Below are 16,397 nucleotides of genomic sequence, written 5' to 3'. Positions count from 1 at the left end.
TATTGAAAGATTGATCAAATATTTCGGTTCCATTGTATGTTTGTTTTATAGGTCTTAAGCGCTTGCGCGACGGCGTTCAACTTCAGTCGTTGGTGCTGCTTGAGCCTCTTTAACCAATTCAATATCGAACTGAATGTGTTTAAAGGCTTTCTCTAAACCACGACGTTGAATTTCAGCTTCATCGGTAATGTCATGCGCTGTTGCAACCAAGCCATCACGTGTTGCGAAAGCAAAGTCATCCCATAGATATTGATCACCTTCAATGTTGAATTGCGTGGTAAGTTTGCGATAACCCGGTGCAGAGACAAAGTAGTGGACGTGTGATGGACGGTTGCCATGACGACCGAGTTTGTCTAATACAAATTGTGTGGTGCCTTCAGGAGGGCAACCATAACCCACTGGCATTGTGGTAAGAGCCGTGTATTTACCGTCTGCATCTGTGAAAATGGTACGTCGTAGATTGAAGTCAGACTGGGATTTATCAAAGAAAGAGTAATTGCCTAAACTGTTGGCATGCCACACTTCAACTTTGGCATTGGGAATAAGATTGCCTTCCGTATCAGTGACTTTACCTTCAATGATCAGGGTATCGACATGATCGGATTCTGAACCATCATCCATACGGGCAAAACCCACAGATTCAGGTGCGCCTGCAACATAGAGTGGACCTTCAATGGTACGTGGTGTACCCCCACTGATGCCTGCTTTGGCATCGGCTTCATCTGCACGCAAGTCAAGGAAATGTTCTAAGCCCAAGCCTGCAGCCAATAGACCAAGTTCATTGGCTTGACCAGCATCAGTGAAATACTCTAAACCTTTCCACACCTCAGATTGACTTAAATCTAAATCTTCGATGGCCTGAAATAAATCACTCAATAAACGTACAACCACTTGTTGTACACGGGCATCGACAGGACCTGACGCTGAGTCAACGTTAATTTTTTTAACCAATGCATCAATTTGTTGACGGTTCATACTAATCTCCTTAAGTATGTCTTTATTTTTGTGTGGCGGGCAATGTTCGTTCATTGAACCTACAGCTGGCCACAATCCCTGTTTTATTGATCCATTTCTCAATTCATTTGAGTTCGAATCCTTTGCTTATCATCCATTTTTTCGACATGTTCTAAGCATTTTATCGATCATCGTCACGAATCGATGAAGGATGTCGATTGAGTGCCACCACCTCGATAGTCATATAGGGATAAAGCGGTAAACCTTGCAGAATGTTGTGCAACTCTTCATTGCTTTCCACATCAAAAATACTGATGTTGGAATACTGTCCTGTAATGCGCCAAATGTGACGCCATTTACCTTGTTGTTGTAAATCCTGTGAATAGGATTTTTCTGTTGCCTTGATTTGATCGACCTGATCAACAGGTAAATCTCGAGGAATATTCACATCCATACGTACTTGAAACAACATTCTTTAACTCCTTAAATCTAATTCAATGACGCTGTGTTAACGACGGCGTAAATGATCAATTTTGTCCAAATCGAGTTCGATCCCTAAACCCGGTGTATTAGGTAATTTCAATTCAAAATTTTCATATTGCAGTGGTGTTTGTAAAATTTGTTCAGTCAGTAATAGGGGACCAAATAATTCAGTGCCATAGGCCAAATTTTCGAAGGTCGAAAATGCATGTGCAGATGCAACTGTTCCTACAGGTCCTTCGAGCATGGTGCCGCCATAAAGATCAATACCAGCAAGTTGTGCGATTTTTGCAACCTCACATCCTTCGATTAAGCCACCTGATTGCGCCACTTTCACAGCAAAAACTGAAGCGCCGTTATGTCGTGCAATCTCATATGCACTCTGTGGTCCCATTAAAGACTCATCCGCCATAATCGCAATGTCGAAACGTCGGGTGAGGCGTTGCATCGCATCCAAATTATCAATCGCACACGGTTGCTCGATCAAATCGACACCACCATCTTGTAACAATTGAATGCCTTTAATGGCTTGAAGTTCGGACCATGCACGATTGACATCAACACGAATTGAGACATCCTTACCCAGCGCTTTTTTGATGGCCAAGACATGTTCAACATCGGCTTCGACAGCGCGTGAGCCAATTTTGAGCTTAAAGGTATTGTGGCGTTTCGCCGCAATCATTTTGTTCGCTTCAGCGATATCTTTTTCAGTATTTCCTGAAGCCAACACCCAAAGCACAGGCACGCTGTCACGTAAACGACCGCCTAAAAGTTCACTTAAGGGCACATTTAAGCGTTGTGCTTGAATATCCAGTAACGCCGTTTGAATGGCACATTTGGCAAAACGATTCCCATTGATATTGCGTTTTAAAATCTGCATGGTTTGCGCCACATTCAAGTTTTTCAACGACTTCAACAGAGGTGCAAAATAATGTTCAATATTGGTGCGTACACTTTCAGGGCTTTCCTCAGCATAGCCTAAGCCACCAATGGTGGTCGCTTCACCCCAGCCGATCAAGCCATCATCCGTTGTGACTTTGATTAGCACCAGCGCTTGGGTTTGCATTGTTGCCACGGCCATCTTGTGTGGACGAATCGTGGGAATATCAACAATGAGTGTTTCAATCGATTTATACATTGGAATTCTCAGCAACCTTGCTTTATGTATCTCTTGTGATATACCTTAAAAGAATAAAAATAGACTGTCTAAGACCAAATTAGCATTTTAATATGCTTTAAAGGTATGAAATAAAACATGGAGAATAAGACATGGAACTCAGACATTTACGCTATTTTGTGGCAGTGGTTGAAGAACAAAGCTTTACCAAAGCTGCAGAAAGACTGTTTATTGCACAACCTCCCTTAAGTCGTCAGATCCAGAATTTAGAAGCTGAATTGGGGGTGCAACTGTTTGAGCGGGGCAGTCGACCGCTGTTGACCACTGAAGCAGGTCAGTTCTTTTACCAGCATGCGCTTAAACTTTTGTCTAATGCTGAAGAAATTAAAACCATGACTCAACGCGTGGGCTTGGTGCAACAAACCATGACCATGGGTTTTGTCGGCTCTTTGCTGTATGGATTACTGCCGAATATCGTGTATTTGTTTCGGCAGCAACACCCCAATTTAAAAATTGAATTGGTGGAAATGAACACCAAAGATCAAATTGATGCTTTAAAAGAAGGGCGTATTGATGTGGGGTTTGGACGTTTGCGAATTTCAGATCCAGCAGTACGTCGAGTGCTATTGCGCGAAGAACCCTTAATGGTGGCGGTTCATAGTGGGCATCGTTTTGCGCAACAAAAACAAGGCGTATATCTGTCAGATATTGTCGATGAACATTTATTTTTATACCCCAATTATAATAAACCGAATTTTTCTACCCAAGTGCGCGCTTTATTTTCTGAATATGGGTTAGACCCAAAAAACATTAATGAAATTCGAGAGATTCAATTGGCACTTGGTTTAGTCGCTGCAGGAGAAGGGGTTTGTGTTGTACCTGCGAGTGCCAGAACCATTAACTTATCGCATTTAAATTATATTCCACTATTAGATGATGCAGCGGTCAGTCCAATCTTTTTGGCACATCGGAGCATGGATGAAGGGGAACATATTCGTTCACTGTTTGACTGTATTTATCAAGTTTATGACTTAGAAGCGATTCGTTATGATCGCGCAGTTTTCTAAGATAAGACGGCTTTAAGCTCACAAAAGTGCAAAAGAGACAAAGAAATGCATTGAATTACAAAATAAAAATGGCGATCATTATTAAAATTATGGCTGAAAAGTCAATACTTAAGAGATGAAGTTGTGTAGAATTAAACAGCTAAATTGGATGATCAATCCATTAAAAATAAATGCTTCATACCTCTAAATCATTCAATAATTTCCTTTAGAGATTAGACAGTGCCTTACACTATTACGGATACAGGATTAAAAATGAGTCAAGTTGACCCATCGGTTTATCTTAATACAGTTGCTCCGATTCATAATCGACTGTTTTTCCGTTTGTTTCAGGCAAGTAATACGCTAGACCGCCAATGCCAAAAAGAGATTGGTATTTCTTCTATTCATTGGTCAGTGTTAGGCGCATTATCACGTCCATCGGTTCAATCAGGCATGACTTTTTCACAGCTCACCAGTTATCTCGGGGTGAGTCGTCAAAGCTTAGATGGTGTACTAAAACGATTAGAACGTGATGGGGAGGTGGTGCGCGTCAGTGATACCCAAGATCGTCGAGTCAAAAATGTGGCATTGACTGAAAAAGGACAACAAGCTTGGGTTAAGCTACAAACCAAGATTTCTCAGTTCTATCAGCAAACCTTTGAAGGATTTTCCTTTGATGATATGGTGACCTTCGTACATTTAATCAATAAGTTAAATGAAAGTATGGCGCAGGTTCATATTGATCAAGATGCTGTTTAAATTAAAAATAAGCTGACTTACGTTTTAAACCGGATTTGAATTTTGCTGAAAGAAGGGCTATCCCAAAATTCATATGTTGGATCGAGTAACTCAAGATTTAAGTCTAAACGTGCCAAGCGATGAAGCGTTTTATCCTGTTAATCCCAAAATATTGAAATGATCTTTGAAGTACCTCTATCGCTGAAATCTAATCTTTAATTTTTCGTTTATTTCCAGATTCTAATCGATTACTTTGTTGTGCATTCTCATCCATGCAACTTAAACATTGACCCATCATTAGATCATCCCAGTAGCGACTTTTTGACCAACTTTCAATATATTAGACTTCTTGCATAAGTCAAATTTTAACCACGATTTAATTCATAATGGAAGTTCCCTCTCCCTTTAAAGCAGATGAGTATCCTTAGAATATATTCTGAGTACGCAAGGGAGAGGATTTATATGAAAAATTTACTCATTCTGACCTTCTTGCAAAGTGAAAAGGAACCCTTCAATCTTCGTTTTATTGTTTAATGTTGAACATTTTTCGACTTTTGCAACAGATCTATTGTTCATCTTTTTATCTTGATTAGATGATCAGTGGATCTGTTTTAATCTCCTCTATGTTTATACAAAAATAAAGATCAAAGCCGTGATATTTCATTAATCGTGGTCGGAATTGACTCACTATTAAAAATTATTAAATTGTTTACGTGATTTATATTTTATTAACTTATTTCTGGTTTAAGGTTCTAAAAGTAAATTCTAATTAAAACTGCATAAATTTAAAATCTATAAAATAATCATTCTATCTATTTTTAATTATAAGTTATTGATTTTAATTTTAAATTAATGGATTTTATATTTTTTAAAAGATCATATTTAAAAAGTATAAAATTATATGTGTAATGATATTGACATAATTTTTGATAGTGATTAGTTTGTTGGGGTGGGTTATTTTTAATCAATGACTATTAAGTATACCTTAACGATTAAATTTGATTGGATATAACAGGCTTTTAAACAGATGCAATGAGCGGATTATTGACTGTTTAATCGTTGAATAACTCAAAAATCAAATGATTTGATTTTTTGATAATAAATAAAAAACATGAAAATCAAGGAGATGATCATGCAGTACATCGATGTACATAAGGTTGCAGATGAAGCGAAATTTAATAAGTTTCATGCAAAAGTTTTAGCTTGGTGTTTTATCATCATTATTATCGACGGTTATGATATTGCGGTGGCAGGTGCAGCACTTCCTTCAATTATGAGTGGGATGGGTGTAGATGCCTCTACAGCAGGGTTCATGGCAAGTTCAGCATTATTCGGCATGATGTTTGGTGCAATTTTCTTGGGTTCAATTTCTGAAAAAATTGGTCGTAAATTGACGATTGCAATCTGCGTATTTTTATTCAGTGTGTTTACAGCAGCAGCAGGTCTGACCGATGATCCTGTGACCTTTAGTATTTTGCGCTTTATTGCAGGCTTAGGTATTGGTGGAGTCATGCCAAATATCGTGGCGCAAATGACAGAATATTCACCAAAGAAAATTCGTAGTTTAATGACTACATTTATGTTCTCAGGCTATGCCATTGGTGGTGTACTAGCCGCAGTCATTGGTAAACAATTCATTTTAGAATTTGGTTGGCAAGTGGTGTTCTTCGCTGCGGGAGTACCGGTGTTATTACTACCCTTTATTTTGAAATCAATGCCTGAGTCGTTGTCGTATTTGTTAAAGAAACAAAATCAGCAAGATCTGCAAAAAGTGGTTCGTGATATGGAACCGTCCATTCAATTGGATCACACCGTTGAGTTTACCCAAACCATTCAAGCCGATGACTCTAAACCTGCGATTGCACAATTGTTCCAAGAAGGTCGTGCATTGAGTACCTTTATGTTCTGGGGCGCATATTTCACGGGTCTGTTTATGGTCTATGCCTTAAGCACATGGTTAACCAAACTGATGGCAATGTCAGGCTATAGTTTAGGTTCTGCATTAAGCTTTGTGATTGCACTGAACGTAGGGGCAGTGGTTGGCGCAGTCGGTGGTGGTTGGCTTGCAGACAAATTCCATATCAAATGGGTCTTGGTGACCATGTACGCTTTGGGCAGTGTGTTCCTCTACATGATGACTTTACCAATGGCGACAGAAATGTTGTATATCGTGATTGGTGTCGTAGGGGCATGTACAACAGGTGCGCAAATTGTGGCGTATGCCTATTGCGGTCAGTTCTACCCAAGTGCGATTCGTTCAACCGGTATTGGGATGGCCGCAGGCATCGGTCGTATGGGGGCTATTTTGGCACCATTACTGATCGGTTTCATCGTGGCGTTAAACTTGCCGATTGAACAAAACTTCATGGTCATCAGCTTGGCTGGTTTGATTGGTGCGGTGGCATTGTCATTGATTAACCACCGTCGTTCAGATGCTGCCATCAGTGCGGAATTAACAGCACAGCCTGTGGTGAAACCTAAGCTACAATTTGAAAATCAATAGACTTCTTGCATAAATCAAATTTTAACCACGGTTTAATTCATAATGAAAGTTCCCTCTCCTTTTAAAGGAGAGGGTTAGGGAGAGGATTTATATGAAAATTCCCCTCATCCCGACCTTCTCGTAAAGTTTAAAGGAACCTTTCAATCTTCATTTTATTATTCAATTTTGAATATTTTTCGACTTTTGCAAGAGATCTAATGATCATGATTGAATGATCATGATTGAATGATCATGATTGAATGATCTAAAATTTGATGATTCACATATTGATTTAAAGCAACATAGAACCTGAGTCTTATTTAGCGATAAGCTCAGGTTTTTTAATGACGCAACACCTATAAAAAGTCGTTCATTTCATGCAAAAAATCATTTAAAGTCGATACAGGAGATTGTAGAAAGCATTCATTTAAAGCTACTCAGTAGCTCAATCATAACTATTGAAGATGATAATAATCAATAATCAATAATCTATAGGGAAATATATGTCAGCATACTATTCATTACTCAATCGTGAATCACATTCAGATGGATCTGAAACAGCCTATTATCGAGCAAACATTCATGCACAAGGCGCATGGAATCCGCATGAGCAGCATATGGCACCTGCGACCGGAATTTTGAGTCTAGAGCTGGAGAATTTTCAGCCGCGATCACATATGCGTATTGGGCGTATCAGTCTAGACATTTTTGGATTAATTCATTTTGGTGATTTTAGTATTACGACACGGGTAGTTCGTGCAGGAAAAACCATTGAACTGATTGAAGCAGAAATGAAGGCTGAAGGTAAAACCTGTATTGTGGCACGTGCGTGGCGTATGCAAACCCAAGACACCCGTAGTATTTCAGGGCAAGAGGATACTGCAATAGGACAACCTGAACAGTGTCAAATATGGGAAGAAATGAAAAAATGGCCTGGCGGTTTTATTCAGAGCACGATTACGCGTGCCAATGATGAGCATCGTCATGGCAAAGGCATCGTATGGATGACCAATGAATGTGACATGGTGGAAAACCAAGTCACCTCAGATTTTGTGAAATTGATGGGCATGGTGGATACCGCCAATGGCATTGTTTCCCGAATTGATCCTGCTCAAGGCTGGGCATATCCGAACCTCGATCTTCAAATTCATTTGTTACGCTATCCAGAAGGACATTGGTTAGGTATGGAGGCGATTCAACAATTTGGTGAAGATGGCATTGGCATGACTAGTGCTATTTTGCATGATAGCAAAGGCCCATTTGGAAGAAGTGAACAGATTTTAACTTTAAGAAAAATAGGGGGATAGCCTATAAATAGCGTGTGTATATGATATGTGTAACAGCGAAAAATAGACTGATGATCTTATGAAAAAACATGACAGTCGCTGTGTGACACAATCATGTTTGAATCGAAATTCATTGTAGCCACAACAGAATTAAGTCGGTTATGGCTACAGGATGAGTTAGTTATTATTTAAGCCAATGGAGATATTACTGACCATATGAATGAGGCGTGGACCAATTTCATTTTCTAATTTTTCTTGATTGAGTAAATAGCTCGGAGCACCACAGTTAAATACCAAGATACCATGCTTAGGATGAATCAGGGGAACAGCCACTGAGTTCACATCACGTGCCCAATCTCCAATCGAAAGACAATAGCCATAATCTTGAAAATCACGTAAAGAACGTTCTAAATTACGTTTAATCGTAGGCCAATTCTCTAAATTACGTTGACGAATCGCGTCAATTAAATAATCCCGTTCTTTGGCTTCCATTGCTGCAAGACAAGCACGTCCCATGGCACTCGAATGAATCGGAAGTGTAGAACCCACTGGACGACGCATGGTTAATGTTGATTCGGTATGCACGACATCTAAATAAATCATATTCAAACGATCGCGGGTTGCCATAGCCACAGGCGCTTGAGCATATTGGGACATTTCTTGCATAAATGGTTGTGCTTGGGTACGTGCAGAAATATTAGATAGCGCAGAATAACCCAAGGCCAATACGCCAACATCGAGTAAGTATTTGGTGGTGTTGGGTAATTGCTTTAAATACCCCAATGAGACCAATGTACTGGTGATACGGGCTACAGTCGGTTTAGGCAGATTGGTGAGCTGAGCAATCTCTTGATTACCCAAAAGCTGATTGGTAGATGAAAAGCAGCGTAAAATTTCAAAGCCTCGTGCAATTGAAGCGATAAATTGCGGATTATTTTCGCGATGAATATGCGAAATAGGATCCAAACGGATCTCATCAAAATTGGGATGTTCGCCTGATTTATTTTTTAGAGTCATGTGAAAGCGTTCATAGTAAATTTAATGCATGATATCAATATAATTTCACGATACAAAATAAATTCATCATTTAATTCAATTTTTCTATGGTTGAATCGCTCTTTAAGGTTTGAGTATGTTTTATGCGTGGCATATTTATAAGGGTATCTTTTGAGATTACAGCATTGAAAATCAATTGAATCATCATCTAAAGTGAGTCATCACTCATGTCTTTAATGCAGTTTAAGAGCGTATTTAAATCGATATTATCAGGATAAAATTTCAATAAAAAAATATTCAAAATAAATGAAATTTTTTGAATAAAGTATTGTATTTAAAATGATATTTGATCAAATTTAATGTGCTTAAGCTAAGATAAAATTCTACGATACCATCTCAGTTTCTCAAAATTTCAGCGTTATCACCGTCTTTCTTAAATATTAAAAATCTAAAATTTGGCACGCGTTTATTCCATTTCTCCTTGAATAGCCTTTTTAGCGAAGGGTGTTGGTGTGGGTAGAATTGATTCAAAAATGCCACGTTTGGACGATACATTTTGAGTCTAATTCATTTTTTACTCTGCGAATGTTAGGCTGGTTTTTCGAAAGAAAAGATGAAAAAAACTGAAATTTTATTGATATTTTTTGAAATATGTGGTTATTTATTTCGTATTGCGAAATACAAAAATGGATAAAGGAATTTATCCCAATACTATAAATATGGAGTAAAGAATGATTCGTGATCCTGAGATGCTTGATCAACTGCTATCAACCATTCGTGATTTTGTTCAAAATGAACTGGTGCCGCTTGAACATGAAGTTGAAGAAAATAATGCGATTCCTGAGCATATTGTCGGCCAAATGAAAGAACTGGGCTTGTTCGGTTTAACCATTCCAGAGCAATACGGTGGTTTGGGCATTACCATGGAAGAAGAAATTCTAGTGGCCATGGAGCTAGGGCAAACATCAGCAGCATTCCGCTCTTTAATTGGGACCAATAATGGCATTGGTTCGAGTGGCATCATTATTGACGGTACAGAAGAGCAAAAACAAAAATACTTACCTCGTTATGCCAGTGGTGAAATCATTGGTTCATTTTGTTTAACTGAGCCTGATTCAGGCTCGGATGCAGCATCGCTTAAAACCTCAGCAGTTAAAGAGGGTGATCATTACATCTTAAATGGCACTAAACGTTTTATTACCAATGCTCCGCGTGCAACGACATTTACTGTTATGGCGCGTACTAATCCTGAAATTAAAGGGGCAGGTGGCATTTCTGCATTTTTAGTGGAAGCAGGTACCCCAGGTTTAAGCTTGGGTAAAATTGACAAAAAAATGGGGCAACATGGCTCATATACCTGTGACGTGATTTTTGATAACTGTCGTGTGCATCAAGACCAATTGATTGGTGGTATTGAAGGGATTGGTTTCAAAACCGCAATGCGTGTATTGGACAAAGGCCGTCTACATATCGCAGGATACAGCGTAGGTATGGCAGAACGTATGCTGAATGATGCCTTAAATTATGCGACTGAGCGTAAACAGTTTGGTCAGCCAATTGCTAATTTCCAGTTGATTCAAGGCATGTTGGCCGACTCAAAAGCTGAGATTTACGCAGCCAAATGTATGGTACTCGATGCAGCACGTAAGCGAGATGCGGGTCAGAATGTCACTGTTGAAGCATCGTGTGCAAAAATGTTTGCAACCGAGATGTGTGGACGTGTCGCAGATCGTTGTTTGCAAATTCACGGGGGTGCAGGTTATATCAGTGAATATGCAATTGAACGCTTCTACCGTGATGTGCGTTTGTTCCGTTTATATGAAGGTACTACCCAAATTCAACAGATTATTATTGCGCGTGAAATGATTAAATCAGTAAGCGCATAATGTTGATTACAATAATTTAAGGAAAATAGAGCATGGCTGCAAATATTCGATTCAACTGGCAAGATCCATTTTTACTTGAGCAACAGCTGACGGAAGAAGAGCGTATGATTATGGAATCTGCGCGCGCCTATTGTCAGGATAAGCTTCAACCTCGTGTGTTGGAGCAATTCCGTCATGAAAAAACTGATCCAACGATTTTCCGCGAAATGGGTGAATTGGGTTTATTAGGCCCAACCATTCCAGAGCAATACGGTGGTGCAGGTCTGAACTACGTGAGTTATGGTTTAATAGCACGTGAAGTTGAACGTGTAGACTCAGGTTACCGTTCGATGGCAAGCGTACAAAGTTCACTGGTAATGGTGCCAATTAATGAATTTGGTACAGAAGAACAAAAACAAAAATACTTACCGAAATTGGTAACAGGCGAGTTTATTGGGTGTTTTGGTTTAACTGAACCTGACCATGGTTCAGATCCAGGCAGCATGATTACTCGTGCTAAGAAAGTGGATGGCGGTTATCGCTTAACGGGTGCGAAAATGTGGATCACCAATAGTCCAATTGCTGACGTATTTGTGGTGTGGGCAAAAGAAGTCTCAGCTGAAGGTAATGTCGGTGATATTCGTGGCTTCATTTTAGAAAAAGGCTGGGAAGGGCTTTCTGCACCAGCAATTCACGGTAAAGTCGGTTTACGTGCCTCGATCACAGGTGAAATCGTGATGGACAATGTGTTTGTGCCTGAAGAAAATGCCTTCCCTGAGATTCGCGGTTTACGTGGTCCATTCACTTGCTTGAACAGTGCGCGTTATGGCATTGCTTGGGGTGCAATGGGGGCTGCTGAATTCTGCTGGCATACTGCACATCAATACACTATGGATCGTAAACAATTTGGTCGTCCATTGGCTGCGAACCAATTGGTACAAAAGAAATTGGCAGATATGCAAACTGAAATTGCACTCGGTCTACAAATCGCACTGCGTTTTGGTCGTATGAAAGACGAAGGTATTGCTTCAGTTGAAGGAACGTCACTGATCAAACGTAATAACTGTGGTAAAGCGCTCGATATCGCACGTGTCGCACGTGACATGATGGGTGGCAATGGGATCTCTGATGAGTTTGGCGTAGCACGTCATTTGGTCAATCTTGAAGTGGTGAATACCTACGAAGGGACTCATGATGTGCATGCTTTAATTCTCGGTCGTGCACAGACTGGAATTGCTGCCTTTTCTAACTAAGTAGTCTCAAACCATGACCTAGTGATCACTAGGTCATTTTTCTCAAGTTCTCAAAGTTGAATCGAAAGTATTCATCTTAGGTTTTTGCATTTTAAAAAAATGATGTGGATTGGACGACATTCGTTTTGTAGAGAACAAGAGAAGAGACATATATAGACCAAACGTAATGGATCAACGTTTGTCACAGCTAAAACCAAAATTAGATTTAATACTCAATACAGTGAATCCACTGTATTTCAAAACAAGATGTTGAAAGCACAGGAGTGCTTAACAAAAAGGGATATTGAAATGACAGCAAATTCTGCAACTGAAGCGGTAAGTCAGGACGCCCCATCTAAAAAAGTATGGCTTTTTGCCTTTATTTTCTCCTTTCTTGCATTGTTGGTGGATGGTGCTGATATCGCATTATTGTCATATAGCTTAACCAGTTTAAAACAAGAATTTGGCTTAAGTAGCATTCAAGCGGGTGCGCTCGGTAGTTGGACCTTAGCAGGCATGGCTGTGGGTGGCTTCTTTGGTGGTTGGGCATGTGACCGCTTTGGACGTGTCAGAGTGATTGTTTTGGCTATAGCACTGTTTTCTTTGTTAACGTTTTGGTTAGGCTTTACTCAAAGTTATGAGCAGTTTGTGACTTTGCGATTTATCTCCGCCATTGGATTAGGGGCACTTTATATTGCCTGTAACACCTTAATGGCGGAATATGTCCCAACCAAATATCGTACCACCGCATTAGCAGCGCTTATGACAGGTTGGACTTTAGGTTCAATTGTGGCAACGGGTTTAGCAGGTTGGCTGATCCCAACACATGGTTGGCGCATTTTATTCTTCATTTCCATTATTCCCATTGTGTTAGCAGTGGCCATGCATTTCTTGGTCCCAGAACCCAAAGCATGGCTGGAAAGCCGTCGCCAACGTGAGCTGTTGAAAACGTCGGGTAATATCAAAGATAAACCAAAAAATACCTTTAAAATGGTGATGCAGGATGTTTCAAGTCGTCGCATGTTTATCCTATGGTCATTCAGTACGGCATTTTTACAGTTTGGCTATTACGGTGTCAGTAACTGGTTACCTGCATATCTTGAGTCCGATTTAGGCATCAAATTTAAAGCCATGACCATGTATATGATTGGGACATTCATCATCATGATGTGTACCAAAGTCATTGCAGGCATGATTGCGGACAAAATTGGTCGTCGTGCGGTCTTCGCCTTTGGCACCATGGGAACCGCAATTTTTATTCCAATCATTGTGTTTGGTAATTCTCCCGACAATATTTTATGGCTGATGTTGTTCTTCGGTTTTCTCTATGGCATCCCGTATGGCATTAATGCCACCTATATGACAGAAAGTTTTTCAACCAAAGTGCGTGGTACAGCTATTGGCGGTGCCTACAATATCGGACGTTTGGGTGCGGTGTTGGCGCCTGTGACCATTGGTTTCTTTGCCCAAGGGGGTTCAATTGGAACAGGGTTATTGATCATGGGCATTGCTTACTTTTTATGTGGTCTGATCCCACTGTTATTTATTAAAGACCGTTTATTTGACCCGCAAAAAGCAGATTAAGTGAAGATTGAGAATAAAGGATAAGGAAGACGTATGATCAATAAAATCACACAGGATGTTGAAACGCTTTTAAAGCAGATTCCAGATGGTGCGAGCATTATGACCAGTGGATTCGGTCTTGCAGGGCAGCCGATTGAATTGATTGAGGCATTGATTGATTTTGGACCCAAAGACTTAACGGTGATTAATAATAATGCAGCCTCTGGCGATCGTGGTCTAACCAAATTACTACTGTCTGGTTTAGTGAAGAAAATGATTTGTTCATTTCCGAAAGCCAATAATACCAAAGTGTTCGAAGAGCTGTATTGTGCTGGAAAAGTCGATTTAGAATTGGTGCCCCAAGGGAACCTCGCAGCCCGTATTCAAGCAGCAGGAGCAGGATTAGGCGCAATCTTTACCCCTACAGGTTATGGAACCGCTGTGGCTGAAGGGAAAGAAACTCGTGAGATTAACGGTAAACATTATGTGTTGGAATATCCCATTTCGGCAGATTATGCCTTTATTTTTGCCAATCAAGCTGATCCATTGGGGAATTTAACTTATCGTAAAGCTGCTCGAAACTTTGGGCCACTGATGGCAAAAGCGGCTCAAGTCACAATTGCACAGGTACATGAAGTGGTCGACTCAGGTGCATTAGACCCAGAACATATTATTACCCCAGGCATTTTTGTTCAGCATGTTGTTCGTGTAGGAGATATTGCATGAGTTTTCAAAAAAGAACCCGTGACCAAATTGTAGAACGTGTTGCTCAAGATATTCCGTATGGCGCGTATGTGAATTTAGGTATTGGCTTGCCTACAAAAGTGGCAGGCTACTTAAAGCCAGAACAGGATATTACGCTTCATTCAGAAAATGGCGTCTTAGGATTTACAGCGTTATCTGATGCTGAGCAAGCGGATGATGATTTGATTAATGCGGGTAAAGAACTGATTTCTATGTTGCCGGGTGGTGCATTTATGCATTCTGCGGACTCTTTTGACATTATGCGCGGTGGGCACTTAGATTGCTGCATTATGGGGGCTTTCCAAGTTGCAGTAAATGGGGATCTTGCCAACTGGCATACAGGATCGACCAAAACGGTACCTGCTGTTGGCGGAGCAATGGATTTGGCTGTCGGTGCGAAATGTGTCTACGTGTGTATGGAGCATGTCACTAAAAATGGTGAAGCGCGTATTGTTGAGCAGTTAACCTATCCTTTAACCGGCAAAACCTGTGTTGACCGTATTTATACGGATCTATGCATTATTGAATTAAAAGATGAAAAAGCATACGTCCTTGAAATTGTGGACGGTTTAAGTTTTGAGGCATTACAACAAATGACAGGATGTGCATTGATTGATGCCCGTACGGCTTTATCAAACCCAAAACAATCTGCTTAATTGAAACCGACGGAAGGATTGATTGATGCAAACATCCACCACATTTAGCCGTAGTTTTATTTTAATTATGGCGATTACCTGTGGTGTCTGTGCAGGCTCCAATTACTATAATCAGCCTTTGGTGTATGAAATCGCCAAGACGCTGCAGGTGCCTGTCGAAAAAGCAGCATTTACCATCGTGATCAGTCAGTTTGCCTACGCGTTGGGTTTAATTTTACTGATTCCTTTGGGAGATAAATTCTCTAAACGTAAACTGGTACTTTGCCTGATGAGCATCAGTGGTATCGCTCAAATTCTAATTGGCTACTCGCAGCAGCTATGGAGTTTGTATTTACTTACTTTTTTGGCGACGACATTTTCAATTGGTTCTCAAGTGCTGATTCCCTTCATTTCGAGCTTAGGCGACTCAGAAAAAATGTCGCAGATCATTGGCACATTAATGAGTGGTTTATTCTTGGGAATCTTGTTGGCACGAGCCTATGCAGGTGCAATCAGTACTTTTGCTGACTGGCATACTGTTTATATAAGCAGTGGCATTTTAATGCTGATCTTGACCTTAGTGATGTATCTTAAGTTACCGGTGCCTAAACCTGTCACTCAGCAGATCAAACTGTTTTCGATTTATCATTCCATGTTGCATATTGCTTGGCGTTCACCTCAACTGATACGACGCGGTTGCGTCGGTGCAATGGCTTTTGCCTCTATGATCTTGGCTTTAAGTACCATGGCATTTGTATTGGCCAATCCACCATATTCGATGTCTGAATTCTATATTGGGATGTTTGGTTTGGTCGGTGCGGCGGGTGTTTATGCAACCAAATGGGCAGGGCGACATATCGATGCCTTTAGAGAAAAGAAAGTGGCGATCATGGGATGTACTTTATTGATTTTGCAATGGGTGATGTTATTTTTTGCCAAACAATCTTTAGTCATTTATATCATTGGATTATTGAGTGGCTATTTTGCAATCTCAGTCTTACACGTACTTAATCAAAGTTTAATTTTACGACAAGCGGACGACACCCGGTCACGCCAACATTCAATTTATATGTTTCTGTACTTTATGGGGGCGGCATTAGGTTCTACGGTTGGTGTATATGCTTGGTCGCATTGGGGGTGGATGGGATGTTGTCTATTTGGTTTGGGCTTTAGTTTGTTGACTGTGGTATTTGACGTTTTGGATCGCTATAAGATGAATCGAGTTCGTTCAATCCACATCTGTGATTGAATAAATAAGA

Annotated in this window: 14 protein-coding genes; 10 read left to right on the top strand and 4 right to left on the bottom strand. The window is 40.2% G+C overall.

Annotated features, from left to right (window positions below):
- Positions 1–54: 54 nt before the first annotated feature.
- The 3 genes from catA to G8D99_RS08445 all read right to left on the bottom strand — a co-directional run bounded on the left by catA (position 55) and on the right by G8D99_RS08445 (position 2,572).
- Positions 55–975, bottom strand: coding sequence for a catechol 1,2-dioxygenase (gene catA, locus G8D99_RS08455; protein ID WP_166324446.1), 921 nt, complete (start codon positions 973–975; stop codon positions 55–57).
- Between the two features lie 160 nt (positions 976–1,135).
- Positions 1,136–1,426, bottom strand: a complete 291-nt coding sequence (gene catC / locus G8D99_RS08450) for a muconolactone Delta-isomerase (RefSeq protein WP_166324443.1) — start codon at positions 1,424–1,426, stop codon at positions 1,136–1,138.
- A 36-nt stretch (positions 1,427–1,462) separates the two neighbouring features.
- Positions 1,463–2,572, bottom strand: a complete 1,110-nt coding sequence (locus G8D99_RS08445; RefSeq protein WP_166324440.1) for a muconate/chloromuconate family cycloisomerase — start codon at positions 2,570–2,572, stop codon at positions 1,463–1,465.
- A 131-nt stretch (positions 2,573–2,703) separates the two neighbouring features.
- On the opposite strand from G8D99_RS08445, the gene G8D99_RS08440 reads away from it, so the two are divergent.
- The 4 genes from G8D99_RS08440 to G8D99_RS08425 all read left to right on the top strand — a co-directional run bounded on the left by G8D99_RS08440 (position 2,704) and on the right by G8D99_RS08425 (position 8,124).
- On the top strand, positions 2,704–3,618 hold the full coding sequence (locus G8D99_RS08440) for a LysR family transcriptional regulator (RefSeq protein ID WP_166324437.1): 915 nt from the start codon (positions 2,704–2,706) through the stop codon (positions 3,616–3,618).
- 252 nt (positions 3,619–3,870) lie between these two features.
- Complete coding sequence (locus G8D99_RS08435; protein WP_166324434.1) at positions 3,871–4,356, top strand: MarR family winged helix-turn-helix transcriptional regulator; 486 nt, start codon at positions 3,871–3,873, stop codon at positions 4,354–4,356.
- Positions 4,357–5,467: 1,111 nt separating this feature from the next.
- Positions 5,468–6,838, top strand: a complete 1,371-nt coding sequence (locus G8D99_RS08430) for an MFS transporter (protein ID WP_166324431.1) — start codon at positions 5,468–5,470, stop codon at positions 6,836–6,838.
- Positions 6,839–7,320: 482 nt separating this feature from the next.
- The gene (locus G8D99_RS08425) at positions 7,321–8,124 is read left to right on the top strand and encodes a thioesterase family protein (RefSeq protein ID WP_166324428.1); all 804 of its coding nucleotides are present in this window, start codon (positions 7,321–7,323) and stop codon (positions 8,122–8,124) included.
- 156 nt (positions 8,125–8,280) lie between these two features.
- On the opposite strand, the gene G8D99_RS08420 is transcribed toward G8D99_RS08425, so the two are convergent.
- Complete coding sequence (locus G8D99_RS08420; RefSeq protein WP_166324425.1) at positions 8,281–9,120, bottom strand: IclR family transcriptional regulator; 840 nt, start codon at positions 9,118–9,120, stop codon at positions 8,281–8,283.
- Between the two features lie 710 nt (positions 9,121–9,830).
- Here G8D99_RS08420 and G8D99_RS08415 point away from each other — a divergent pair.
- The 6 genes from G8D99_RS08415 to G8D99_RS08390 all read left to right on the top strand — a co-directional run bounded on the left by G8D99_RS08415 (position 9,831) and on the right by G8D99_RS08390 (position 16,387).
- The gene (locus G8D99_RS08415; protein WP_166324422.1) at positions 9,831–10,985 is read left to right on the top strand and encodes an acyl-CoA dehydrogenase family protein; all 1,155 of its coding nucleotides are present in this window, start codon (positions 9,831–9,833) and stop codon (positions 10,983–10,985) included.
- 32 nt (positions 10,986–11,017) lie between these two features.
- A complete protein-coding gene (locus tag G8D99_RS08410) occupies positions 11,018–12,217 on the top strand; it encodes an acyl-CoA dehydrogenase (RefSeq protein ID WP_166324419.1) in 1,200 nt (399 codons plus the stop codon).
- Between the two features lie 288 nt (positions 12,218–12,505).
- A complete protein-coding gene (locus G8D99_RS08405; RefSeq protein ID WP_166324416.1) occupies positions 12,506–13,780 on the top strand; it encodes an MFS transporter in 1,275 nt (424 codons plus the stop codon).
- A gap of 33 nt (positions 13,781–13,813) precedes the next feature.
- Entirely contained in the window at positions 13,814–14,485 is a 672-nt protein-coding gene (locus G8D99_RS08400; RefSeq protein ID WP_166324413.1) for a 3-oxoacid CoA-transferase subunit A, read from the top strand.
- Complete coding sequence (locus G8D99_RS08395) at positions 14,482–15,159, top strand: 3-oxoacid CoA-transferase subunit B (protein WP_166324410.1); 678 nt, start codon at positions 14,482–14,484, stop codon at positions 15,157–15,159. Before G8D99_RS08400 ends, G8D99_RS08395 begins: the two co-directional genes overlap by 4 nt.
- Positions 15,160–15,184: 25 nt before the next feature.
- Complete coding sequence (locus G8D99_RS08390; RefSeq protein WP_166324407.1) at positions 15,185–16,387, top strand: MFS transporter; 1,203 nt, start codon at positions 15,185–15,187, stop codon at positions 16,385–16,387.
- Positions 16,388–16,397: the final 10 nt, after the last annotated feature.

The organism is Acinetobacter lanii (assembly GCF_011578285.1).
Classification (GTDB): Bacteria; Pseudomonadota; Gammaproteobacteria; order Pseudomonadales; family Moraxellaceae; genus Acinetobacter; species Acinetobacter lanii.
Note: the sequence above shows the minus strand (reverse complement) of the source record. Positions and strands in the feature narration are given on the sequence as shown.